At 70.9% G+C, this 23,658-nt stretch carries 19 protein-coding genes and 1 pseudogene; 10 read left to right on the forward strand and 10 right to left on the reverse strand.

Annotated elements, in window-relative coordinates; genetic code table 11:
• The first annotated feature begins 275 nt into the window (after window positions 1-275).
• Window positions 276-3,686 carry a BTAD domain-containing putative transcriptional regulator gene (locus ABT367_RS32265; RefSeq protein ID WP_352256817.1) on the forward strand — a complete coding sequence of 1,137 codons (3,411 nt, stop codon included), beginning with the start codon at window positions 276-278 and terminating at the stop codon, window positions 3,684-3,686.
• Between the two features lie 85 nt (window positions 3,687-3,771).
• Here ABT367_RS32265 and ABT367_RS32270 read toward each other — a convergent pair whose 3' ends face one another.
• Together ABT367_RS32270 and ABT367_RS32275 are read right to left on the reverse strand one after the other, a co-directional pair.
• A complete protein-coding gene (locus ABT367_RS32270) occupies window positions 3,772-4,479 on the reverse strand; it encodes an AAA family ATPase (protein ID WP_352256818.1) in 708 nt (235 codons plus the stop codon).
• A gap of 168 nt (window positions 4,480-4,647) precedes the next feature.
• On the reverse strand, window positions 4,648-5,115 hold the full coding sequence (locus tag ABT367_RS32275; protein ID WP_352256819.1) for a hypothetical protein: 468 nt from the start codon (window positions 5,113-5,115) through the stop codon (window positions 4,648-4,650).
• A 201-nt stretch (window positions 5,116-5,316) separates the two neighbouring features.
• On the opposite strand from ABT367_RS32275, the gene ABT367_RS32280 reads away from it, so the two are divergent.
• Both ABT367_RS32280 and ABT367_RS32285 read left to right on the forward strand, forming a co-directional pair.
• Window positions 5,317-6,081 (forward strand): SDR family oxidoreductase, encoded by a 765-nt coding sequence (locus tag ABT367_RS32280; RefSeq protein ID WP_352256820.1) that lies wholly within the window; start codon window positions 5,317-5,319, stop codon window positions 6,079-6,081.
• Window positions 6,082-6,128: 47 nt separating this feature from the next.
• Window positions 6,129-7,091 (forward strand): alpha/beta fold hydrolase, encoded by a 963-nt coding sequence (locus ABT367_RS32285; RefSeq protein WP_352256821.1) that lies wholly within the window; start codon window positions 6,129-6,131, stop codon window positions 7,089-7,091.
• Here the strand turns inward: ABT367_RS32285 and ABT367_RS32290 are convergent.
• Window positions 7,063-8,256, reverse strand: a complete 1,194-nt coding sequence (locus tag ABT367_RS32290) for an RtcB family protein (RefSeq protein ID WP_352256822.1) — start codon at window positions 8,254-8,256, stop codon at window positions 7,063-7,065. The genes ABT367_RS32285 and ABT367_RS32290 overlap by 29 nt on opposite strands.
• A 203-nt stretch (window positions 8,257-8,459) precedes the next feature.
• On the opposite strand from ABT367_RS32290, the gene ABT367_RS32295 reads away from it, so the two are divergent.
• The 3 genes from ABT367_RS32295 (at window position 8,460) to ABT367_RS32305 (ending at window position 11,876) form a co-directional block, all read left to right on the forward strand.
• Complete coding sequence (locus ABT367_RS32295) at window positions 8,460-9,296, forward strand: DUF3558 domain-containing protein (protein ID WP_352256823.1); 837 nt, start codon at window positions 8,460-8,462, stop codon at window positions 9,294-9,296.
• 145 nt (window positions 9,297-9,441) lie between these two features.
• The gene (locus tag ABT367_RS32300; RefSeq protein WP_352256824.1) at window positions 9,442-10,278 is read left to right on the forward strand and encodes a DUF3558 domain-containing protein; all 837 of its coding nucleotides are present in this window, start codon (window positions 9,442-9,444) and stop codon (window positions 10,276-10,278) included.
• 224 nt (window positions 10,279-10,502) lie between these two features.
• A complete protein-coding gene (locus ABT367_RS32305; RefSeq protein ID WP_352256825.1) occupies window positions 10,503-11,876 on the forward strand; it encodes a DUF2637 domain-containing protein in 1,374 nt (457 codons plus the stop codon).
• 238 nt (window positions 11,877-12,114) lie between these two features.
• Here ABT367_RS32305 and lysS read toward each other — a convergent pair whose 3' ends face one another.
• On the reverse strand, window positions 12,115-13,854 hold the full coding sequence (gene lysS, locus ABT367_RS32310) for a lysine--tRNA ligase (protein WP_352256835.1): 1,740 nt from the start codon (window positions 13,852-13,854) through the stop codon (window positions 12,115-12,117).
• A 196-nt stretch (window positions 13,855-14,050) separates the two neighbouring features.
• Between lysS and argS the strand changes: the two genes are divergently transcribed.
• Window positions 14,051-15,814: an arginine--tRNA ligase gene (gene argS, locus ABT367_RS32315; protein WP_352256826.1), complete on the forward strand. Its 1,764-nt coding sequence runs from the start codon at window positions 14,051-14,053 to the stop codon at window positions 15,812-15,814.
• A gap of 77 nt (window positions 15,815-15,891) precedes the next feature.
• On the opposite strand, the gene ABT367_RS32320 is transcribed toward argS, so the two are convergent.
• Entirely contained in the window at window positions 15,892-16,332 is a 441-nt protein-coding gene (locus ABT367_RS32320; protein ID WP_352256827.1) for an Lrp/AsnC family transcriptional regulator, read from the reverse strand.
• A gap of 123 nt (window positions 16,333-16,455) precedes the next feature.
• On the opposite strand from ABT367_RS32320, the gene ABT367_RS32325 reads away from it, so the two are divergent.
• Complete coding sequence (locus ABT367_RS32325; protein ID WP_352256828.1) at window positions 16,456-17,064, forward strand: RBBP9/YdeN family alpha/beta hydrolase; 609 nt, start codon at window positions 16,456-16,458, stop codon at window positions 17,062-17,064.
• 115 nt (window positions 17,065-17,179) lie between these two features.
• Here ABT367_RS32325 and ABT367_RS32330 read toward each other — a convergent pair whose 3' ends face one another.
• Entirely contained in the window at window positions 17,180-18,391 is a 1,212-nt protein-coding gene (locus tag ABT367_RS32330) for a PLP-dependent aminotransferase family protein (protein ID WP_352256829.1), read from the reverse strand.
• A 133-nt stretch (window positions 18,392-18,524) separates the two neighbouring features.
• On the opposite strand from ABT367_RS32330, the gene ABT367_RS32335 reads away from it, so the two are divergent.
• Both ABT367_RS32335 and ABT367_RS32340 read left to right on the forward strand, forming a co-directional pair.
• Window positions 18,525-18,929 (forward strand): VOC family protein, encoded by a 405-nt coding sequence (locus tag ABT367_RS32335; protein WP_352256830.1) that lies wholly within the window; start codon window positions 18,525-18,527, stop codon window positions 18,927-18,929.
• 86 nt (window positions 18,930-19,015) lie between these two features.
• Window positions 19,016-19,588 (forward strand): hypothetical protein, encoded by a 573-nt coding sequence (locus ABT367_RS32340; RefSeq protein WP_352256831.1) that lies wholly within the window; start codon window positions 19,016-19,018, stop codon window positions 19,586-19,588.
• On the opposite strand, the gene hemB is transcribed toward ABT367_RS32340, so the two are convergent.
• From hemB to ABT367_RS32360, 4 genes and pseudogenes are all read right to left on the reverse strand, one after another.
• Entirely contained in the window at window positions 19,570-20,568 is a 999-nt protein-coding gene (hemB, locus tag ABT367_RS32345; RefSeq protein WP_352256832.1) for a porphobilinogen synthase, read from the reverse strand. The two genes, ABT367_RS32340 and hemB, sit on opposite strands and share 19 nt — an antisense overlap.
• A gap of 136 nt (window positions 20,569-20,704) precedes the next feature.
• Window positions 20,705-22,372: a uroporphyrinogen-III synthase gene (locus tag ABT367_RS32350; RefSeq protein ID WP_352256833.1), complete on the reverse strand. Its 1,668-nt coding sequence runs from the start codon at window positions 22,370-22,372 to the stop codon at window positions 20,705-20,707.
• Complete coding sequence (gene hemC, locus ABT367_RS32355; protein WP_352256834.1) at window positions 22,369-23,328, reverse strand: hydroxymethylbilane synthase; 960 nt, start codon at window positions 23,326-23,328, stop codon at window positions 22,369-22,371. The genes ABT367_RS32350 and hemC overlap by 4 nt, the downstream gene beginning before the upstream one ends.
• Window positions 23,325-23,658 (reverse strand): annotated as a pseudogene (locus ABT367_RS32360) (glutamyl-tRNA reductase); the annotation flags it as partial. The pseudogene ABT367_RS32360 and the gene hemC, both read right to left, overlap by 4 nt.

A 23,658-nucleotide genomic window follows, 5' to 3' on the forward strand; every position in this document is an offset into this window, starting at 1 on the left:
CCCCTAAAATCCCCCCCCCGCCCCCCCCCCGCCCCCCCCCCCCCCGGGGGGGGGGGGGGGGGGGGGGGGCCCCCCCCCCCGGTTTCGGGAAGGGGCGGGTAGGGGAAATCCGCCCGCCGCAGGCGCCCGCTCACCGCCCAGCCCGGCAGCCCAGCGGCCGGCTCGCCGCCCAGCCCGGCAGCCCAACGCCCCAAGCACACGTACCCCCGCACCCCCGCACCCACCAGCCCGGACCTCCCGACTCCCCACCCGTACAACCCAGTTAGCGTGACCGCATGCGATTCGAGGTGCTGGGGCCCCTGCGCGTACGGGCGGACAACGGAACGACACTCACCGTTCCGGAGGCCAAGGTGCGAGCCCTGCTCGCCGTACTCCTGGTCCAGGCCGGCCACCCCGTCGGCGTGGACCGGATCGTCGAGCAGCTGTGGGACGACCCCGCACGCCCCGCCAACGCGGCCAACACCCTGCAGACAAAGGTGTCCCAGCTGCGCCGGGCGCTGGAGAAGGGCGAGCCGGGCGCACGCGCACTGGTGGAGTACGGACCGGCCGGATACCGGCTGGGAGTGACCGAGGACGCGGTCGACGCGGGCCGCTTCGGACAGCTCGTCGCGCGGGCCCGGCAGACCGGGGACCCACGCCGGCGGGTGTCCTTGCTCTCGGATGCGCTGGGACTGTGGCGGGGAGCGGCCTTCGACGGCTTCCGCGACGCACCGTTCGCACAGACCGCGATCGCCCGGCTCGAGGAGCAACGGATATCCGCACAGGAGGAGTTGGCCGCGCTGCGGATGGATCTCGGCGAACATGGGCTCCTTGCCGACGAGTTGGCCGACCTGGTGGCCGAGCATCCACTGCGCGAGGGGCTGCGGGCCGTACAGATGCGGGCCCTGTACCGGTCGGGCCGGCAGAGCGAGGCCCTCGCTGCGTACCACGAGTTGAGCGGACGCCTCGTCGACGAGCTCGGCGTCGACCCGGGCCCCGAACTGCGCGAGCTGTACGCGGCGATGCTGCGTCAGGACCCGGACCTCATCCCCGCGCCCACACCCCCTGCGGCGCCCCGCCCCTCGACCAACCTGCCCGCACGCGCGGACGCGATGATCGGCCGCGAGGCCGCCGTGGCGCGCGTCTGCGCCCTGCTCGGCACCGAACGCCTGGTCACCCTCACGGGCCCGGGCGGTGTGGGCAAGACCCGCCTCGCACTCGAGTCGGCGGCCCGGCTCGCCCTCACCGCCGACGCCACGACGCCCGCCCCCGACCGAGCCCCGCACCCGAACCCGACCCTGCACTCGGCCACGGACCCGCACGCGAACCCGAACACGGACCCGGCCCCGAACTCGGCCCCGGACCCTCACCCGGCCCCGCAACCGGACCGCCCATGCTCCGCCCCGGCAGACGGCGTCTGGCTGGTGGAGCTGGCAGGAGTACGAAGGGATCCAGCCGACGCCATCGCAGCGGCGCTCGGCATACGCGACGAACCCTCACCCCCGCCCCCACCTTCACCCTCGCCCTCGCCCTCACCTTCGCCCTCGCCCTCACCTCCGCCCTCCCTCTCCCCTCAATCGGACCGCACCCCCCGCCTCCTCCGCGCCCTCGCCTCCCGCGAACTCCTGCTCGTACTGGACAACTGCGAGCACCTCGTGGACGCCGTCGCCGCCCTCGTCGGCCGGCTGCTCCGCGCGGCACCGGGCGTGCGCGTGCTCGCCACCAGCCAGGAACCCCTGAACGTCTCGGGCGAGACGGTGGAAGCCATCGCCCCGCTCGATGTCCCGGAAGCCGTCGCCCTGTTCGCCGCGCGGGCCGCCTCCGCCGCGCCCGGATTCGCCCTCACCTCCGCCAACCGGGAGGCGGTCGAACTCATCTGCCGCCGCCTGGACGGCATCCCCCTCGCCCTCGAACTCGCCGCCACCCGCGTCCGCACCCTCGGCGTCGAGGTGCTGGCCGACCGGCTGCACGACCGTTTCCGACTGCTCAGCCAGGTCCGCCGCGACGCACCCGCCCGCCAGCGCACCCTGCGCGCGATGATCGACTGGAGCTGGGAACTGCTCGCCCCGCCCGAGCGCACGGTGCTGCGCCGGCTCTCCGTCTTCGCGGGCGGGTTCACCCTCGACGCCGCCGAAGCGGTCTGCGCCGGCCCGAAAACGACCGGCCCGAAAACGACCGACCCGGGAACGACCGACCCGGGGACCGCCGCCCCGATCCCCACCGAGGACGTCGTCGACCTGGTCACGCGGCTCGTGGACCGCTCCCTGGTGACCGTGGCGTACGACGAACAGGGCGCCCGCTACCGCATGCTCGAGTCCGTCACGGCGTACAGCCGCGAACAGCTGGCCGCCGCCGGCGAGGAGCAGACCACCCGCGACCGTCACGCCCAGCATTACGCACAGTTGGCCGAGCGCGCCGCCCCCGAACTGCACGGCACCGCACAGTGCGGCTGGCTGTGCCGCCTCGACGCGGAAGCCCTCAACCTGCACACCGCGCTCGACCACACCCAGGACCCGGACCTCGCCCTGCGCATGGTCAACTCCCTCACCTGGTACTGGTACTTGAGCGGCCGCATCACCGAAGGCCTCGCCCACCTGAACCGCGCCCTGACCAACGCGGAATCCCACCCGGCCACGCAAGCCCGCCCCACTGCCCCCATGCCCCTCCCCTCCGCCCGCATCCGCCGCGCCGCACTGGCCCTCATCACCGGCGACGCCTCCCACCAGGACGACCCCTTCGAAGGCGCCGACGCCCGCGGCCGCTGGCTGCTCGCCTACGCCCGCTGCGGCTTCACGCAGATGCCCGACCGTGGCCGTCTGCACGCCCTCGAAGCGGAGTTCCGCGCGCTCGAGGACCCATGGGGCGAGGCGGCCGCCCTGAGCACGTGGGCGACGCGCTCGCTGTACGAGGGGGACCTCGCCTCCTTGCGCGAGGCAGCCGAAGCCGCGGCCGCGCGCTTCACCGCACTCGGCGACCGCTGGGGCCAGTCGCAGTCCACCGAACTCCTCGGCGTCCTCGCGGAGATCACCGGCGACTACCCGTCCGCGGCCCGCCTGCACGGCGAGGGCCTACGGGTGTCCGAGGAGCTGCGGCTGTGGACCCAGGCCTCGTTCAGCCTTTCGCGCCTCGGCCGGATCGCCCTGCTCACGGGCGCGTACGACCGCGCGGCGGAGTACCACGACCGGGCCGCGCGCCTGGCGGCCGGCCAAGGGCACGCACCCGCCCGCCAGTTCGCCGAGATCGGCCTCGCACTCGGCGCACGCCACCAAGGCGACCTCGACACCGCGCAGTCGCTCCTCGCCCCCTGGCTCGACTGGAACCGCCGGCTCGGCGTCGACTCTGGTACAGCGCTGCTGCTCGCGCAGTGCGGTTACGTGGCCGAACTGCGCGGCGACCACGAACTCGCCGAGTCCCTGCACGGCGAGAGCCTCACGGTGGCCCGCCGGACCGGTGACCCGCGGGCGGTCGCGTTCGCGGTCGAGGGCCTCGCGGGTGCGTGGTCGGCCGGCGGCGCGGCCGGACGCGCGGCCGAAGCCCTCGGCACCGCCGCGGCCCTCCGCGACTCCGTGGCCTCCCCGCTGCCGCCCGGCGAACGCACCGACGTCGACCGCGCCGCCACCCGGGCCCGCGCCGCCCTCGGCGCCGATGCCTACACGGCCGCGTACGAACGCGGATACAAGACCCCGCCGGCCGACTTCACCCCGTAACCGAGAACCGCTCCCGCCCCGCGCCCCGAGAACCGCCCCACCCTCATCCCAGCCCCCACCACGCCTGGCAAGGCCCGAAACTCCCTCACCCCACGATGTGCCGCAAATAAGCCCCCGGATCCCCCAGATACCTCCGCCAGTGATCCACCAGCTCCAGCTCGCCCCAGGCCACCCGCCGCATCCCGTGCTCCCCGACCTCGACGATGTCCGCCCCCGGCAGGGCGGTGAGCAGCGGGGAGTGCGTGGCGCAGACGATCTGGCCGCCCGCGCGGGTCAACTGGTCGATATGACCGAGGAGTTCGAGGCACGAGCCGAACGACAGCGCCGACTCGGGCTCGTCCATCACGTACAGGCCCGGCTTGATGAACTTGTCGCGGAAGGCGACGAGAAACCCCTCCCCATGGCTGCGCTCGTCCGGCGCCATGCGTTCGCGCCGGAGCGCGTCCAGCGCCGTCTCCGCCCGCAGGAAGAACCCCTTGCGCGCCGCCCAGCTGCGCATCATCTGCCGCCCGCCGGCCGCCGGGTCGAACCGCAGCCGCTCACCGAGTGCCGACTTGGTCCGGTGGCTCGCGTACTGCCAGTCGTGCGAGCCGCCGTACGGATCGAGCCCGAAGGCCTCGGCGAACGCCTCGACCAGCGTGGACTTGCCCGACCCGTTCTCCCCGACCAGGAACGTCACCGGCGCCGTGAAGCGCAGCCCCTCGCGCAGCAGCTGCCGCACACAGGACACGCTCCACGGATATTCCTCGGGGTCCTCCCCGTCCACATGGGCATACGCACGCTCGACGATCACCCTTCGAGACTGCCACGGGGGTACGACAACGGCCCGCGGCAGCCGAAGGCCGCGGGCCGTTCACCACGAGAAACCAAGAGAAACCCAGGCCAGAGAAAACCAGGTCGGAGAAACCCAGGCCAGAGAAGCCCAGGCCGAAGAACCCGGGTCTCAGAAGAAACCCCGGTCTCAGAAGAAGTACGAGTCCCCGGTGTCCAAGGTCAGCACCTTGTGACGGTTGTTGTTGACGTTGCGGTCGGACGCCCCGCCGTTCCACAGGGTGTCGATCTGCACCGTGGCCTCCGACGGCGACCCCTTGAGCTTGATGTCGAGCCCGATCTCCTCGCTCCAGCTCCCGGCCTTGATCTCCCCCGTCGAGCAGAGCACCACCCGCTGCCCGGCCCGCAGGCACCGCTCGGGCAGCTTCTGCTCGCTCGCCAGCGGCGCCGAGTAGCGCAGCCGGACCGTCGCCTCGGACACATCGACCGGGCCGTGGTTCTGCGGAGTCAGCCAGATACCGAGGCGCCCCTCCCACAGCGACGCATAGCCGTGGTACGCCACATCGGCCTCCGGCGCCGCCGCCTCGGCCGGCACCCCCGCAACCAGAGCGGCGGCGGCCACCGACGCCGCGACCAGTCCCGCGCGCTTCACTCGCATTCCAGCTCCCACAGTTCCCGCAGTTCCCACAGAGACATCTGTCCGATACGCGCGAAACATACCTAGACATCGCAATTGACCGCGCCCTCAGTGGAGTTCGGCGCGTACGGATGACCGAGCGACGGACGGTTGACCGCCGACCCGCACGATCCGGTTAGCCTGGCCGAAACCGCCCGGCACCGCCGCACCGAGGAGCAGCCCATGACCGCCGCAGCCCGCCGTACCGCAGTCGTCACCGGCGCGAGCAGCGGCATCGGCGCCGCGACCGCCCGCAAGCTGGCCGAGGCGGGCCACCACGTGGTGCTCACCGCCCGCCGCAAGGAGCGCATCGAGGCGCTGGCCGCCGAGCTGACCGAGGCCGGCCACTCCGCCGCCGCCCACCCGCTCGACGTCACCGACCGCGCGGCCGTGGACGCCTTCGCGAGCACGCTCGACCGCGTGGACGTCCTGGTCAACAACGCCGGCGGCGCACTCGGCGCGGACCCGGTCGCCACCGGCGACCCCGACGAGTGGCGCCGGATGTACGAGGTCAACGTGATCGGCGTACTCCACGTGACCCAGGCCCTGCTCCCCGCCCTGGTCGACAGCGGCGACGGCACGGTCGTCGTCCTCTCCTCGACGGCCGGCCACGCCACGTACGAGGGCGGCGCGGGCTATGTGGCCGCGAAGAACGGCGCCCGCGTCCTCGCCGAGACGCTCCGCCTCGAACTGGTCGGCAAGCCGGTCCGCGTGATCGAGATCGCCCCCGGCATGGTCAAGACGGAGGAGTTCGCCACGACCCGCTTCGGCGGCGACCAGGAGAAGGCCGCCAAGGTCTACGAGGGCGTCGCCGAGCCCCTCACGGCCGAGGATGTCGCGGACACGGTCACCTGGACGGTCACCCGTCCCAGCCACGTCAACATCGACCTCCTGGTGGTCCGCCCCCGCGCCCAGGCCTCGAACACGAAGGTCCACCGCGAGCTGTGACGGTCCGAACCGCACGGCCGGCAGGGACGCCGCCGTACGAACGCGTCGTGCGGCGTGACGGCATCCGCCTGGTCTGCCACGACTGGGGCGGACCGGGCCTGCCCGTCGTCCTGCTGCACGGCCTCGCCGGTCACGCCGGCGAATGGGACGAGATCGCCCGCCGCCTGCGCGACCGCTTCCGTGTGGTCGCCGTGGACCAGCGCGGCCACGGGGCGAGCGAGCGGCAGCCGCGCGATGTCTCCCGCGCGGCTTACGTCGCCGACGTCGTGGCCGTGACCAGGCAACTGCGCCTCGAACGCCCGGTCCTGGCAGGCCAGTCACTCGGCGGTCACACCGCCATGCTGACGGCCGCCGCCCACCCCGGCCTCGTGCGCGGCCTCGCCCTCATCGAGGCCGGCACCGACCGCCTCGATGCCGACGCACCGCGGGAGATCGACGCCCTGCTCGGCTCCTGGCCGGCCCCGTTCCCTTCCCTCGCGGCAGCGGCCGAGTTCTTCGGCGGCGGCCCGGTGGGCGCGGCCTGGGCAGCGGGCCTCGAAGAACGCGAAGGCGCCTGGCACCCCCGCTTCGACCGGGACGTCATGGTCGCCGCACTGACGGAGAACACCCAGCGCTCCTTCGACCGCGAATGGCAGCAGATCACCTGCCCCACCCTGGCCGTGTTCGCCCAGTCGAGCATCCTCTCGGCACCGGGCATCGACACCATGCTCCACGGGCGGACCCCCACCACGGCGACGAGCATCCCCGCCTCCGGACACGACCTTCACCTGGAACATCCAGAGCTCGTGAGCTCCCTGCTCACGGCGTTCCTCGACGAACTGGCCCGAACAGACGGACCGCCCCGGAACAGACCCGCTCCCCCGGAACAGACCGGCTCCCCGAACAGAACAGACCGACTCCCCCCAACACAAGGAAGGGCCGGGAAGCCGCTCCCACACGACTTCCCGGCCCGCCACCGAGGCCCCCACACCTCGACGTCTCTCAACCCTTCACGCACACCACCTGCTTGAGCTTCGCCACCACCTGCACCAGATCCCGCTGCTGGTCGATGACCTTCTCGATCGGCTTGTACGCACCCGGGATCTCGTCCACGACGCCGGAGTCCTTACGGCACTCCACGCCCCGCGTCTGCTCCTGAAGGTCCCGCGTCGAGAAGCGCCGCTTCGCCGCGGTCCGGCTCATCTTGCGACCGGCGCCGTGCGAGGCGGAGTTGAAGGAATCCGCGTTGCCGAGGCCCTTCACGATGTACGAGCCCGTGCCCATCGAGCCCGGGATGATCCCGTACTCGCCGGAGCCCGCCCGGATCGCTCCCTTACGGGTGACAAGCAGGTCCATGCCCTCGTACCGCTCCTCCGCCACGTAGTTGTGATGGCAGGAGATGACCGGCTCGAAGGTCACCTTGGCCTTCTTGAACTCCTTGCGGACGACGTCCTGGAACAGCCCCATCATGATCGCGCGGTTGTACTTCGCGTACTCCTGCGCCCAGAAAAGATCGTTCCGGTACGCCTGCATCTGCGGGGTGTCCGCGATGAACACCGCGAGATCGCGGTCGACCAGACCCTGGTTGTGCGGCAGCTTCTGGGCCTCGCCGATGTGGTACTCGGCGAGCTCCTTGCCGATGTTCCGCGAACCGGAGTGCAGCATCAGCCAGACCGAACCTGTCTCGTCGAGACAGAATTCGATGAAGTGATTTCCTCCGCCGAGCGTTCCCATCTGCTTGGTGGCCCGTTCCTGACGGAACTTGACCGCATCCGCGACCCCCTCGAACCGCGACCAGAAGTCGTCCCAGCCCGCGGTCGGGAAACCGTGCATACGGCCCGGATCCACCACGGAGTCATGCATCCCGCGCCCCACCGGAATCGCCTGCTCGATCTTCGAGCGCAGCCGCGAGAGATCACCCGGCAGATCGTTGGCCGTCAGCGAGGTCTTGACCGCGGACATACCGCAGCCGATGTCGACGCCGACCGCAGCCGGGCAGACCGCACCGTGCATGGCGATGACCGAGCCGACCGTCGCGCCCTTGCCGTAGTGGACGTCGGGCATGACGGCGAGGCCCTTGATCCACGGGAGCGTGGCGACGTTCTGCAGCTGCTGCATCGCGCCCGCCTCGACCGTGGCCGGGTCCGTCCACATGCGGATGGGAACCTTCGCTCCCGGTACCTCTACATAGCTCATGGTTCCTCAATCCCCGTATGACAAAAGAAAAGTCTCAAAGCGCAAATGCCGGGGCCAAGGTCAACAAAAGGGACGGTTGATCGGCCATCACAGCGGCGCGTGCGATACACATTGTGTTCACCGGCCTTTGTACGGCGCCAATGCTTTTCGTCGTACGGGGACGGCCCGGACCACGAACCCGCATCCGAAGGAGGGCCCGCACCGTGCGGCACAAGAGGTATTTGGCGGGCGCACCCCTGCTCGCCGCGGTGCTGCTGACGGGTTGCACCTCCGGTTCGGATGGCGGCGCAGGGAGCGGCGACGACAAGCCGGGCGGCTTCGCGACGGCGCCGACGAAGACGGCCGAGCCCGGCAAGTACGACACGTTGCTCGAGCCCTGCGCCGCGGTGGACCAGGGCACGCTGGACACGATGCTGCCCGGGATCGAGGAACTCTCCGACGAGCAGCGGAAGAAGGCGTACGCGGGCGCTGCGGCCATAACGTTCGACACGGACCGCAGGGCGGGCTGTCGCTGGTCGGCGCCGTCATCGGACGCGACGCATCGGCTGCAGATCGATTTCGAGCGCGCGGTCTCGTACGACGACGCGGTGAGCGATGACGAGCTCGCGGCGGACCTGTTCCTGGACATGCAGATCGCGGCCGACCTGCCGGAGCCGACGGAGAACGAGGAGTCCGAAGAGTCGGGTGACTCCGGGGAGTCCGAGGAGCCGACCGCCACACAGAGCCCGGACGACGGGAAGGGCGGGGACCCCGAGCAGGGCAAGCCGACCCAGTCGGCTTCGTCCGCTCCGCCGGAGGGTCTGGAGCCGCGGGTGCTCGACGATCTGGCGGACGAGGCGTATCTGGACGACGAGCTCGGTGCGGCGGATTCGGCGACGCGGCAGCGTGCGGTGACTGTGGTGTTCCGCACGTCGAATGTGCTGGTGACGGTCAAGTACACCGCCCAGCCGGCCTCCGTGAAGGAGACGCCGGACAGCAAGGAACTGCAGGACAGGGCAAGGGTTCTGGCCGGAAAGCTGGCCGATCAGTTCACCGAGTGAGCGTGGCGCGGGTCACCGCGGCCGGGCTCCGGTTTCCTCACGGGGCACTTCGCCACCGCGTACCGTGGCTGGGCGGAACCACAGGGGGCTCCTGCCGCACATGGTGCCCCGGAACCGAACCGCACGACTGATGAGCGAAGGAACCATGCACCGAAAAGGACCGCGATTCACCCGCACTCTCGCCGCCTGCGCCGTTGTTCCGGTGGTCATGACCGCCGCGGCGTGCTCCTCGGAGTCGGGCGACGGCGGCAAGAGCGACTCCGGCGCGAAGTCCTCCGCCTCCCAGGGCGCTGACGGCAAGGACAAGGCGGCGAGCCTCGCCGAGGCCGCGTACAAGCAGCTGCCGGCCGCCTGCAAGGTGGTGTCCTCGAAGACGGTCGAGGACTTGGTGCCCAAGGTCGAGGACAAGTCGGGCAAGACGGGCAAGTCGTCTGATGTCTCCACTCGTAGCAGCTGTGCCTGGAAGGGCCTCGACACCAACGGTGTCGACGGCTCGCAGTTCCGCTGGCTCTCCGCGTCGCTGACGCGCTTCGAGTCGGAGGAGGGCCTGGGCAGCGCCGAGACGCGCGCCAAGGGCTACTTCAAGAAGCAGGTCGCCGCGGCCGCCGGCACGGACGGCGCCAAGAACGTGAAGTCCGAGCCCGCCGCCGGTGTCGGCGACGAGGCGACGACGGTCAGCTATGACCTCGACAAGGGCAAGCTCGGCGACTACAAGCAGCAGACGGTCGTGACCCGGATCGAGAACGTCGTGGTGACGCTGGACTACAACGGCGCGGGTCTCGCGGGCGAGAAGGCCCCGAAGGCCTCGGACATGGTCAAGGACGCCGAGAAGGCCGCCAAGGAGGCGGTCGCCGCGGTGACGGCCGCCAACAAGCCTGGTGCCTCGACGGAGCCGTCGGACAAGGCGTCCGGCAAGGCATCCGACGAGCCGTCCGGGAAGGCCTCCACCAAGCCGTCCGACAAGGCCTCCGCCAAGTCGTGACCGCGCAGGTGCCCGAACTTCCGTAAAACAGGCACCAGGACAACTGCGGAACCCCACGTCACAAGCCCGGCCATTCACCCGATGGCCGGGCTTCGGCGATACCGGCCCACGGCCACCCGCACACGTGTGCCAGGCTGTTGCGCGCAAACGGGTCCGGGCGGGCTGTGCCTTTCCGGGGGGAGCCCCCGGATCCCCGGCGGGCAGGCACTTGGAGGGGATCACGGGTGGCAGCGCCACTGAAGCTGACGCGGACACACCGGATATTGATCGGCGTGGTGGTCGCGGGAGCGGTCATCATCGCGGCCATCGGCTTCGCGGGGTCGTACGCGGCCGTGCGCGAGCTCGCCGAGCAGAAGGGCTTCGGGAAGTTCTCGCTGGTCTTCCCGATCGGCATCGACGCGGGCATCTGCGTCCTGCTCGCCCTCGACCTGCTGCTGACCTGGATCAGAATCCCGTTCCCGCTCCTGCGCCAGACCGCGTGGCTGCTCACGGCCGCGACCATCGCCTTCAACGGCGCGGCGGCCTGGCCCGATCCGCTCGGCACGGCGATGCACGCGGTCATCCCGATCCTGTTCGTGATCTCGGTCGAGGCCGCGCGCCACGCGATCGGCCGGATCGCGGACATCACCGCCGACAAGCACATGGAGGGCGTCCGCCTCACGCGCTGGCTGCTCTCGCCGGTGCCGACGTTCCTGCTGTGGCGCCGCATGAAGCTGTGGGAGCTCCGCTCGTACGACGCGGTCATCAAGCTCGAACAGGAACGCCTCGTCTACCGCGCTCGCCTGCGCTCCCGCTACGGCCGCTCCTGGCGCCGCAAGGCCCCCGTCGAGTCCCTGATGCCGCTGCGCCTGGCCCGCTACGGCGTCCCGCTCGCCGAGACGGCCCCGGCCGGCCTCGCCGCCGCCGGTATCGAGCCACCGCAACTGCCCGCGCCCACACCCCAGTTGGAGGCCCCGCAGGCCCCCTCGGTGGAGCAGCCGGTGGAGATCCCGCAGGAGTGGCCGACGAACCACGACAGCCCATGGTTCGCGACGCCGCAGCAGCCGGGGCAGGGGCAGCAGCCGTACGAGACGTACGAGCAGCAGGCGTACGCACAACAGCTCCCACAGCCCCAACCGCAGCCGGGACAGCAGCAGTACGAGCGCACCTACTCCCCCGAGCCCCCGTACGAGGAGTGGTACGAGGAGCAGCCGGCGGAGGCGTTCGACAGCTCGCAGACCGGCGAGTTCCGCATCCCCGCGGGCCCGAACCGCACGCGCGCGCTGAACATCCCGGGCCAGCGGCAGGAGCAACTCCCGTCCGAGGAACCGGCCGTGGCGGACCCGTCCACCGAGGCCGACGTGGAGGAGGCCCCGGCCCCGGCCGGTCTGCCGGACGACGTGACGCGCGAGGAGGCGTACTTCACGGCGTTCCGCAAGTACGTCAGCGAACACGGCGACTTCCCGAACGCCCGCCAGTTCGGCATCTACCTCCAGGACCTCTACGGCGTGAAGGGCCGCAGCGGCGGCCCCCTCACGGAGTCCACCCTCCGCCCGTTCATCCGCGACTTCCGCGCGCGCTACCAGCAGGAGCTGGACTCGGAGGAGTACATCGCCTGAGCACCTGCGGCAACTCAGCCCCTGCGGCGCTTGAGGAGATACTTCAGCCCCTCCGGCGCTTGAGGAGATCCGAACGAAGTTCGGATGCGGGGTCTGGGGCGAAGCCCCAGTTTCGGGAAGGGGCGGGTAGGGGAAAACCCCCGCCGCAGGCGCAACCAAGCCGCAGACGGCAACGAGACCGCACCCGCACCAACGAAAGCGGCGCCGCCCCAAAGGGACGGCGCCGCAGACGTAAGGATCAGGCCCCGAGCAACTTCCGCACCCGCTCCGCCCCCACCGCAAGCAGCAACGTGGGCAGCCGCGGACCCGTGTCCCGGCCCACAAGCAGGTGGTACAGGAGCGCGAAGAACGACCGCTGAGCGGCCTTGATCTCCGGCGGCAGCTCCTTCGGCCCCGCATCCGCCGAGAACCCGGCCTGCACCTTCGGCACCCCGTACACAAGGTGCGTCAGACCGTCGAGCGACCAGTGCTCGTCGAGCCCGTCGAGCAGCAGCCGCAGCGACTCGCGCCCCTGCTCGTCCAGCGCCCCCAGCGCCTCCGCATCCGGCTCGGTCCGCACGATCGTGCGGGACTCCGCCGGTACGTACTTGGCGATCCAGGCCTCCGCCTTGTCGAGCCGCGGACGTACGGCCGCCAGGTCGGTGACCGGGTTGGCCGGGTCGAGCTCGGACAGGATCCGCTGCGTCTGCTCGGGGTCCCCTGCGGCGACATCGGCGACCGAGGCGAGCGTGCCGTACTGCAACGCCCGCTCGGTACGCGGCAGTTCACCCGCGGCGGTACGGGCGGCACGGCTGTACGCGGCCGCGTCGGCCGGCAGCGCGGAACCGTCGGCGACCTTGGCCTCGAGCTTGTCCCACTCGTTGTACAGCCGCTGGATCTCCTGGTCGAAGGCGATCTTGAACGACTGGTTGGGGCGGCGGCGGGCGTACAGCCAGCGCAGGATCTGCGGCTCCATGATCTCCAGCGCGTCGGCCGGGGTGGGCACCCCGCCCTTAGAGGAGGACATCTTCGCCATGCCGGAGATACCGACGAACGCGTACATCGGACCGATCGGCTGCTTGCCGCCGAACAGCGTCACGATCTGCCCGCCGACCTGGAACGAGGACCCCGGCGACGAGTGGTCCACACCCGACGGCTCGAAGATCACGCCCTCGTACGCCCAGCGCATCGGCCAGTCGACCTTCCAGACCAGCTTGCCGCGGTTGAACTCGGAGAGCCGGACCGTCTCGGTGAAGGCGCACTCGGTGCAGACGTACGTCAGCTCGGTGGTGTCGTCGTCGTACGAGGTGACCGTGGTCAGGTCCTTGCCGCAGCCACCGCAGAACGGCTTGTACGGGAAGTAGCCCGCACCGGACCCGCTGCCATCGTCCTCACCGGCCGCGCCCGAACCCTCGGCGGCCTCCAGCTCGGCCTCGTCCAGCGGCTTCTGGGACTGCTTGGCCGGGGCCTTCTTGGTGCGGTACTGGGCGAGGATCGCGTCGATGTCACCGCGGTGCTTCATCGCGTGCAGAACCTGCTCGCGGTAGACGCCCGAGGTGTACTGCGCGGTCTGGCTGATCCCGTCGAACTCCACACCGAGCTCGCCGAGCGAGGCGACCATCGCGGCCTTGAAGTGCTCGGCCCAGTTCGGATACGCCGAACCGGCGGGCGCGGGCACGGAGGTCAGCGGCTTGCCGATGTGCTCGGCCCAGGACGCGTCGACCCCGGGGACACCGTTGGGCACCTTGCGGTACCGGTCGTAGTCGTCCCACGAGATCAGGTGCCGCACCTCGTACCCGCGGCGGCGGATCTCGTCGGCGACCAGGTGCGGGGTCATGACCTCGCGCAGGTTGCCCAGGTGGATCGGGCCGGAAGGGGAGAGTCCGGAGGCGACGACGACCGGTTTGCCCGGGGCACGACGCTCCGACTCGGCGATGACGTCGTCCGCGTAACGGGAGACCCAGTCCTGAGTCTCCGGGTTCGTGCTCTGGGCCACGATGTGTCGGTCCCTTTCACTTCAGGTCGGCTGCGCGATTGCTCTTCGCACCGGCCCATTGTCCCAGCAACACCCGGCGTACGGAAAACGCCTTATGGAGGGCCCCCGCGCCCGCCTCTCGCACAGAAAACTCATTGCGCCACCATGGGATACTGAGAGTGCTCATCACCCAGCCCCGACCAGAACGGCACCCACACCCATGGCCCCGGTCACGTCCCTCACCGCAAGCGTTCACGCACGGCTCTCCGCCGCCCTGACTTCCGCGCTGCCGGAAGCCGCCGGCGCGGACCCGCTGCTGCGACGCAGCGACCGGGCGGACTACCAGGCCAACGGGATCCTGGCGCTCGCCAAGAAGGCCAAGGCGAACCCGCGGGAGCTCGCCACCCAGGTCGTCGCACAGATCGAGAACGGCGGACTGTTCGCGGACGTCGAGGTCTCCGGCCCCGGCTTCCTCAACATCACGGTCTCCGACAAGGCGATCGTCGAGACCCTCGCCGCCCGGTACGCGGACGCCGACCGGCTCGGCGTGGCCCCGAAGGACAACCCGGGCCTCACGGTGATCGACTATGCGCAGCCGAACGTGGCCAAGGAGATGCACGTCGGCCACCTGCGGTCCGCCGTCATCGGCGACGCCCTGCGCGGCATGCTCGACTTCACCGGCGAGCAGACGGTCGGCCGGCACCACATCGGCGACTGGGGCACCCAGTTCGGCATGCTCATCCAGTACCTGATCGAGCACCCGGGCGAGCTGGCCCCGGCCGACGAGGTCGACGGCGAGCAGGCGATGTCGAACCTGAACCGGGTCTACAAGGCCTCGCGTGCGGTCTTCGACGCGGACGACGCGTTCAAGGAGCGGGCCCGTAAGCGGGTCGTGGCGCTGCAGTCCGGCGACGAGGAGACCCTGAAGCTCTGGCAGCAGTTCGTGGACGAGTCGAAGGTCTACTTCCACTCGGTCTTCGAGAAGCTGGACATGGAGGTACGGGACGACGAGATCGTCGGCGAGTCCGCGTACAACGACCTGATGCCCGAGACCGCCCGCATGCTGGAGGAGTCCGGTGTCGCGGTCCGCTCGGAGGGCGCGCTCGTCGTCTTCTTCGACGAGATCCGGGGCAAGGACGACCAGCCCGTCCCGCTGATCGTGCAGAAGGCGGACGGCGGCTTCGGCTACGCGGCGAGCGACCTCTCCGCGATCCGCAACCGGGTCTTCGACCTCAAGGCCACCGACCTCATCTACGTCGTGGACGTACGGCAGTCCCTGCACTTCAAGATGGTCTTCGAGACGGCCCGGCGGGCCGGCTGGCTGACCGACGAGGTCACCGCGCACAACATGGGTTACGGCACGGTGCTCGGCGCGGACGGCCGGCCGTTCAAGACCCGTGAGGGCGAGACGGTGAAGCTGGAGGACCTGCTCGACGAGGCCGCCGAGCGGGCCACGGCGGTCGTGCGCGAGAAGGCCGAGAAGGTGGGCCTGACCGAGGCGGAGATCGTCGAGAACGGCCGGTACGTGGGCATCGGCGCCGTGAAGTACGCGGACCTGTCGACCTCTGCGAACCGGGACTACAAGTTCGACCTGGACCAGATGGTCTCGCTCAACGGCGACACGTCCGTCTACCTCCAGTACGCGTACGCCCGTATCCAGTCGATCCTGCGCAAGGCGGGCGAGGCCGGTCCGGTCGCGCATCCCGAGGTCGAACTGGCCCCGGCCGAGCGCGCGTTGGGCCTGCACCTCGACGCGTTCGGCGAGACGGTCTTCGAGGCGGCCGCGGAGTACGCCCCGCACAAGGTGGCGGCGTACCTCTACCAGCTGGCCACGCTCCTGACGAAGTTCTACGAGCACTGCCCGGTCCTCAAGGCCGAGACCCCGGCCCAGGTGGAGAACCGCCTCTTCCTGGTCGACCTGACGGCCCGCACCCTGACCAAGGGCATGGGCCTGCTCGGCATCCGCACGCCCGAGAAGCTCTGACCTTCTCCGGTACGTACGAGAAGGGCCCCACCGGTCGGTTCCGGTGGGGCCCTTCTGTCGTACGGCAAGGACGGCGCCTACCGGGCCGTCATCGGCTTCGCCGGATAGGTGCGCAGGACCAGGGAGGTCGTGACCGGGCCGAAGCGCGCGAGGGAGTCGACGACTTCCTCGAGCCGGCCGGCCTGCGGGCAGTGCACGTCGAAGATCAGGCAGTCCTCGCCCGTGACGCGGGCGGTGGACGTGATCTCCTCGGTCCGTGCCGCCAGGTCCAGGGCGCGGGCCAGCTGCGCATGCGATGTCCGCAGCCTGACGATCGCGTGGATGTTCAGGCCCAGCGCCACGGGATCCACGACGGCCCGGTATCCGGTGATCACCCCGCTCTTCTCCAGGCGCAGGATCCGCGCACTGGCCGCGGGCTGCGAGAGCCCGACGCGGCGCCCCACCTCGGCGCCGCTGAGGCGGCCCTCGTTCTGGAGCAGCGCGAGGATCTCGCGGTCCGTACGGTCGAGTGATTCCATCGTTGCCCCCGCCAGATGCTTTGAGACCACTTGCCGGGCCCCCACCGCCCGGTTGATTCCCCCAGAATCTGCGCCAGGCGTTCCCGGAACCGTACGGGACGACGAGTGAAACGGTGGCAGGCAGTGGTCGCGTACATCATCATCCCCGGCATCGACGGCTCGGACGAGCAGCACTGGCAGACCCTGTGGGAGCGGGAGTTGGGCCCCGGGGCCGTGCGGATCGCCCCGGCTTCGTGGTCCGAGCCGGAGCTGGCGGACTGGGTCGGCTCCGTTCAGGCGGCGTACGAAGCGGCGCACAGGACCGCCGACGAGTCCGCGTACGAGTCCGCGGACGAGACGGCGCGCGGGCAGGGGGAGCCCGGCGGGGTGGTCCTGGTCGCCCACAGTCTGGGCTGTTGGGCGGCCGCGGCCTGGCTGGCCGATGCCCCCGCCGGCCGCGTCCGCGGCGCGCTGCTCGTCGCGCCGCCCGACCCCGAGGGCCCCGCCTTCCCGCGCCGGGCCGCGGCGACGTTCCTCGGACTGCGGGCGCGACCCCTGTCGTGCCCGGCTCTCGTGGTGGGCAGCCCCGACGACCCGTACTGCACACCGGAGACGACCGCCCACCTCGCCGAGCAGTGGCAGGCACGCCTGCATGTGACGGACGCGGGTGGCCACCTCAACTCGGCGAGTGGTCTCGGCACTTGGCCGCAGGGCCGCGGCCTCCTGCACTCCCTGACCGCCGACTGCCACTGACCACCGCCTGCCCCGACCGCCGACCGCCCCTGACCACCGCCTGTCCCTGACCACCGACCGCCCCTGGAAACCGGCGGCCCCGACCGGCTGGGCACCCGCCCGGCCACCGGCCCCGTCAGCCCCGAAGCGCCCGCCCCAACCGCTCCACCCCGACCGCGATCTCCTCGGGCGCGTGCGTGACGAAGCACAGCCGCATCGTCGAGCGCCCCGGCTCCCCGGCGAAGAACGGCGCCCCCGGCACGTACGCCACCTCGTGCTGCACGACCGTACGGAGCAGCTGCGCGGTGTCGTACGCCTCCGGCAGCCGCGCCCACAGGAACATCCCGCCCTCGGGCCTGTTCCACACCGAGCCCTCGGGCAGCGCGGCCGGCAGACCTGCGAGCAGCGCGTCCCGGCGCTCCCGGTAGGCAGCCGCGACCGTGGAGACGTGCGCGTCCAGGTCACGGACCGCCAAGTACCGTGCCGCGGCTAGCTGGTTGACGGTCGGGGTGTGCAGATCGGCGGCCTGCTTGGCGACCGCGCACGCCCTCAGCACGGCGGCCGGGGCGCGCAGCCAGCCGAGCCGCATGCCCGGTGCCATCACCTTGGAGAAGCTCCCGAGCAGGACCGTGCGGTCCTCGGCGCCGGCCTGCGCGGCGATCCACGGCACCCGCTCCCCCTCGAACCTCAACTCCCCGTACGGGTCGTCCTCGACGATCCACAGCCCGCGCCGCTCGGCGACCGCGGCCACGGCGGCGCGGCGGCCGGCGGGCAGGGTGCGGCCGGTGGGGTTCTGGAAGGTCGGGATCGTGTACAGGAGCTTCGGACGCTCCCGCGCGACGAGCGCGTCCAGGGCCTCCGGATCGATCCCGTCCTCGTCGCAGTCGACCCCCACCACACGCACGCCGGCGAAGGCGAACACCTGGAGCGCCGCCAGGTACGTCGGGTTCTCGACGAGCACGGTGTCGCCCGGCTCGAGCAGGGCGGTGGCCAGCAGGGACAGCGCCTGCTGCGAGCCGCTGGTGATCAGCAAGTCATCGGCCGTGGTGGGCAGTTGGCGTGACGTGGTGCGCGCGGCGAGCGCGGCACGCAGCGTGGGCTCGCCCTCGGTGGTCGAGTACTGCAGCGCACGGGCCGAGTCCGTGGCCAGCACCTGGGCGTACGCCTCGGCCACGCCCTCGGCGTCGAACAGCTCGGGCGCGGGCAGACCGCCCGCGAAGTTGATCACCTCGGGCCGCGCGGTCACCGCGAGGATGTCCCGTACCGGAGAACCGCCTACGTTCCGCGCGCGCTCGGCGAGGGGCGGCACGGGGGCACGGACGGCGGCGTTCGGCTCGGTGACGGTCACGGCGACGGCTCCTTCGCTACGGACATCGGCAGGCCCAGCGTAGAGAAAGTGTTTGGCGCCTACACCTGTCATTCCGCGATCCGGACGGCCCCTACGCTTCCCCGCCCCTCCAAGATCTCTTAGGATCCCGGGCATGACCGCGGACTTCCCCTTCATCCACCACGTCACGCTCCTCGTAGCGGACTTCAAGGCGAGCGAGCGCTTCTACGCCGCCTCGCTCGCACCCCTGGACGTCTCCATCGAGGCCCACGAGGGCAACGCGGCAGAGCTCTGGCGCTCCGACGCCGATACGCCGTCCTTCGGCATGTACACCGCTCCTTCGCCCGAGGAGGCGACCCGCGGGCTGCACCTCGCCTTCACGGCTCGCAGCCGCGCCGAGGTCGACGCGTTCTACACGGCGGCCCTGGACAACGGCGGCACCGAACGGGAAGCCCCGCGCGTCTGGCCCGAGTACCGCGCGTACTGCGCCTTCGTGAACGACCCGGACGGCAACAACATCGAAGCGGTGTACAAGCTGGAGCAGGACGGGGAGCAGTAGGACCGTGCGCAGCAGGCCGAGGAGCGGCAAGGCGTAACCGGAACCCGGCGGCCCGTCCGCGCGTCAGATCGGCGGAGGCGAGAGCTATGCGCACAGGATCACGACGCTACGGACCGGCCGTCGCCGTCGCACTGTCCCTCGCGGCGGCCGGCTGCGCGGCGGAGCCGTCACAGCAGCCCACCGTCCGTACGGACAAGGGAAGTTCGGGCTGCACGGGCCCGCGCGCGGCCGAGTCCAAGGATGCCGATGAGGCCGTGGAGATCGCGGTGGCCCACGTCGACACCGTGGCAGAGCAGCGCTTCGCCCACGTCTACACGGGCCTGCGCGTCGACGACAAAGCCCTCGCGCTCGACCTCTACCGCATCCCGGACGCCGCCTTCGACCGCTCCGTCTGCCGCGGCATCCCGTCCAATGTGACGGTCCGGCTGCACGCCACCACGACACCCCGCACCGAGCTGGACGCCCTTGTGGCGCGGATCAGTGACGAAATCCCCCGCTGGAAGAGCGAGTTCGACCTGCGCACGATCGCCGCCTCGGAAGAGGGCCACGTGGAAGTCGGCGTGGACAAACCGAAGGTCGCCGAGCCCCTGCTGCGCAAGGCCTACGGCGACCTGGTCGAAGTCACGTACGAGGAACGGCCTCAGCTCAGGCGCAGCTGACGCGCCGCCTCCACCGCCCAGTACGTGAGGATCATGCTCGCGCCGGCGCGCTTGATCCCGGTGAGCGTCTCGAGGATCGCCTTGTCGCGGTCGATCCAGCCCTTCTCGGCCGCGGCCTCGATCATCGAGTACTCGCCACTGATCTGGTACGCGGCCACCGGCACGTCCACCGCGTCCGCGACCTTCGCCAGCACGTCGAGATACGGACCGGCCGGCTTGACCATCACCATGTCCGCGCCCTCTTCGAGGTCGAGCGCCAACTCCCGCAGGGATTCCCGGAGGTTGGCCGGGTCCTGCTGGTACGTCTTGCGGTCGCCCTTCAGCGAAGAGGCGACAGCCTCACGGAAGGGGCCGTAGAAAGCAGACGAGTACTTAGCGGTGTACGCGAGGATCGAGACGTCCTCGTGCCCGGTCTGGTCCAACGCGTCGCGGATGACGCCGACTTGGCCGTCCATCATGCCGCTGGGACCGAGCACATGCGCGCCGGCGTCGGCCTGGACCTGCGCCATCTCCGCGTACCGCTCGAGCGTCGCGTCGTTGTCGACCCGGCCCTCTGCGTCGAGCACACCGCAGTGCCCGTGGTCCGTGACCTCGTCGAGGCACACGTCGGACATGACGATCAACTCGTCGCCCACCTCGGCCCGTACGTCCCGCAGCGCCAGCTGCAGAATCCCGTCCGGGTCCGTACCGGGCGTCCCGACCGCGTCCTTCTTCTCATCGAGCGGCACACCGAAGAGCATGATCCCGGAGACACCGGCCTCGACGGCCTCCGCGGCGGCCTTCTTCAGCGAATCCCGGGTGTGCTGCACGACCCCCGGCATCGACCCGATGGCAACGGGCTCACTGATCCCTTCGCGTACGAACGCGGGCAGGATCAGATCAGCGGGATGCACCCGGTTCTCGGCGACCATGCGCCGCATGGCGGGAGTTGTCCGCAGCCGGCGGGGCCGCGACCCGGGAAACGAACCATAGGTAGACATTTCAGCCCCTCCGGCGTTTGAGGAGATCCGAACGAAGTTCGGATGGCGGGGTCTGGGGGCGCAGCCCCCAGTTTCGGGAAGGGGCGGGGTGGGGGAGAAAAATCCCCACCCAGCCCGCCGCACCCGACAGACGAACCTACTGCGTGGCAACTCTCCGGCGCCGAGCGCCAGGCCGACGCTCGGAGGGCCGCGTGACAGGGTCACCGGCCTCGAGCGCCGCCGCCCGACGAGCCGCACCGAAATCGGCCAGCGCCTCCGCCAGCTTGTGCACCGACGGCTCCGGAGCCATCACATCCACGCGCAGCCCATGCTCCTCGGCCGTCTTGGCCGTAGCCGGACCGATGCACGCGATCACGGTGACGTTGTGCGGCTTGCCGGCGATACCCACCAGGTTCCGCACCGTCGACGACGAGGTGAAGAGCACCGCGTCGAAGCCGCCGCCCTTGATCGCCTCACGTGTGTCGGCCGGCGGCGGCGAAGCGCGCACGGTCCGGTAGGCGGTGACGTCGTCGACCTCCCAGCCGAGGTCGATCAGACCCGCGACCAGCGTCTCGGTCGCGATGTCCGCGCGCGGCAGGAAGACACGGTCGATCGGATCGAAGACCGGGTCGTACGGCGGCCAGTCCTCGAGCAGACCGGCGGCGGACTGCTCACCGGAAGGCACCAGATCCGGCTTCACACCGAAGGCGATGAGCGCCTTGGCGGTCTGCTCGCCGACGGCCGCGACCTTGATCCCGGCGAAGGCACGGGCGTCGAGCCCGTACTCCTCGAACTTCTCGCGTACGGCCTTGACCGCGTTCACCGAGGTGAAGGCGATCCACTCGTAGCGCCCGGTGACCAGGCCCTTGACCGCACGCTCCATCTGCTGCGGGGTGCGCGGCGGTTCGACGGCGATCGTCGGTACCTCGTGCGGCACGGCGCCGTACGAGACGAGCTGGTCGGAGAGCGAAGCCGCCTGCTCCTTGGTCCGCGGCACGAGCACCCGCCAGCCGAACAGCGGCTTGGACTCGAACCACGAGAGCTCTTCACGCCGGGCGGCACTGGAACGCTCACCGACCACGGCTATGACGGGCTGGTGCCCCTCGGGCGAGGGCAGCACCTTGGCCTGCTTGAGCACCTGGGCGACCGAGCCGAGCGTCGCGTTCCAGGTGCGCTGGCGCGTCGTCGTACCGGCGACGGTGACGGTCATCGGGGTGTCCGGCTTACGGCCGGCGGCGACCAGCTCACCGGCCGCCGCGGCCACGGTCTCCAGGGTGGTGGAGACGACGACCGTGCCGTCGGACGCGCCGACCTCGGACCAGCAGCGCTCGGACGCGGTACGGGCGTCGACGAACCGCACGTCCGCACCGGAGCCGTCCCGCAGCGGCACACCGGCGTACGCGGGTACGCCGACCGCCGTGGCCACACCGGGCACCACCTCGAAGGGGATACCGGCGGAAACGCACGCGAGCATCTCCGCCGCGGCGTCCGAGTCGAGGCCCGGATCACCGGTCACCGCACGGACGACCCGCTTGCCGCCCCTCGCGGACGCCATGACAAGATTGGCGGTAACAGCCTCGGCGGCTGCCGCTGTTGATGATGCGTCAGGCGTGCCCAGCGTCGCCGTGCCCTGCACGGCCACGCCCTCACGGGCATGCGTACGGACGACGTCGAGCACAGCGGGCTCGGCGATCAGCACGTCCGCGACGGCGAGCGCTTCGACGGCGCGCAGTGTCAGCAGGCCCGGATCACCGGGGCCGGCACCGAGGAAGGTGACGTGCCCGGATGCGGGGGCTGCGGGATATTCAGAGGCGGTGGGGCTCAATGTGCTCGCTCCCCCATCAGACCGGCCGCACCCTTGGCCAGCATCTCGTCCGCGAGTTCGCGTCCGAGTGCCATGGCCTGGTCGTGTGTGGTGGGTACGGGACCGGTGGTGGACAGCTGCACCAGCGCCGAGCCGTCGGTCGTGCCGACGACGCCGCGCAGGCGCATTTCCTTGACAACCTGTCCGTCAGCCAGGAGGTCGGCCAGCGCACCGACGGGTGCGGAGCAGCCGGCCTCCAGGGCGGCGAGCAGGGATCGCTCGGCGGTCACGGCGGCCCGGGTGTACGGGTCGTCGAGCTCGGCGAGCGTGGCGGCGAGCTCTGCGTTCGCCGCAGTGCACTCGATCGCCAGGGCTCCCTGACCGGGAGCCGGAAGCATGGTGTCGACCGACAGGAAGTCGGTCACCTCGTCGCTGCGCCCGATACGGCTGAGCCCGGCCGCGGCGAGTACCACCGCGTCCAGCTCGCCCTTGCGGACGTATCCGACGCGGGTGTCGATGTTGCCGCGGATCGGCACGGTCTCGATGCGCATCCCGTGATTACGGGCGTACGCGTTCAACTGGGCCATCCTGCGCGGCGATCCGGTCCCCACCCGGGCGCCCGCGGGCAGCTCGGTGAAGGTCAGGCCGTCGCGCGCGATCAGTACGTCGCGCGGGTCCTCACGCCGCGGCATCGCGGCGACCACCAGGTCGTCGGGCTGCGCGGTCGGCAGGTCCTTGAGCGAGTGCACGGCGAAGTCGACCTCGCCGGCGAGCAGCGCGTCGCGCAGCGCGGTCACGAAGACCCCGGTGCCGCCGATCTGCGCGAGGTGCTCACGCGAGGTGTCCCCGTACGTGGTGATCTCCACCAACTCGACCTCGCGGCCGGTCAACTGGCGTACGGCGTCGGCCACATGACCGGACTGGGCCATGGCGAGCTTGCTGCGCCTTGTCCCGAGCCGGAGTGCTTTCTGGGTCATGCCCGCCCCTTTTTCTTGATGTCGGCGGTATCGGCCTTCGACACGGCTGCGACCGTCTCGGGGTCGAGGTCGAACAGAGTGCGCAGCGCGTCCGCGTACCCGGCGCCGCCGGGCTCGCTGGCGAGCTGCTTGACCCGCACGGTCGGTGCGTGCAGGAGCTTGTCCACGACGCGGCGCACGGTCTGTACGACCTCGGCCTGCTGTCGTTCGTCGAGGTCGGGGAGCCGGCCGTTGAGCCGCGCCACCTCGCTGGCGACCACGTCGGCGGCCATGGTGCGCAGCGCGACCACGGTCGGCGTGATGTGCGCGGCCCGCTGGGCGGCGCCGAAC

Origin of the sequence: Streptomyces mesophilus, assembly GCF_040300965.1 — a bacterium.
Lineage (GTDB): Bacteria > Actinomycetota > Actinomycetes > Streptomycetales > Streptomycetaceae > Streptomyces > Streptomyces mesophilus_A.

Excerpts from the sequence above, each read along its gene's own strand:
- ABT367_RS32280 (WP_352256820.1), top strand. The coding sequence starts at position 5,317 with ATGACCGCCGCAGCCCGCCGTACCGCAGTCGTCACCGGCGCGAGCAGC.
- ABT367_RS32340 (WP_352256831.1), top strand. The coding sequence starts at position 19,016 with ATGCGCACAGGATCACGACGCTACGGACCGGCCGTCGCCGTCGCACTG.
- hemB (WP_352256832.1), bottom strand. The coding sequence starts at position 20,568 with ATGTCTACCTATGGTTCGTTTCCCGGGTCGCGGCCCCGCCGGCTGCGG.
- ABT367_RS32320 (WP_352256827.1), bottom strand. The coding sequence starts at position 16,332 with ATGGAATCACTCGACCGTACGGACCGCGAGATCCTCGCGCTGCTCCAG.
- ABT367_RS32335 (WP_352256830.1), top strand. The coding sequence starts at position 18,525 with ATGACCGCGGACTTCCCCTTCATCCACCACGTCACGCTCCTCGTAGCG.
- ABT367_RS32290 (WP_352256822.1), bottom strand. The coding sequence starts at position 8,256 with ATGAGCTATGTAGAGGTACCGGGAGCGAAGGTTCCCATCCGCATGTGG.
- argS (WP_352256826.1), top strand. The coding sequence starts at position 14,051 with ATGGCCCCGGTCACGTCCCTCACCGCAAGCGTTCACGCACGGCTCTCC.
- ABT367_RS32275 (WP_352256819.1), bottom strand. The coding sequence starts at position 5,115 with ATGCGAGTGAAGCGCGCGGGACTGGTCGCGGCGTCGGTGGCCGCCGCC.
- ABT367_RS32300 (WP_352256824.1), top strand. The coding sequence starts at position 9,442 with ATGCACCGAAAAGGACCGCGATTCACCCGCACTCTCGCCGCCTGCGCC.
- ABT367_RS32265 (WP_352256817.1), top strand. The coding sequence starts at position 276 with ATGCGATTCGAGGTGCTGGGGCCCCTGCGCGTACGGGCGGACAACGGA.
- hemC (WP_352256834.1), bottom strand. The coding sequence starts at position 23,328 with ATGACCCAGAAAGCACTCCGGCTCGGGACAAGGCGCAGCAAGCTCGCC.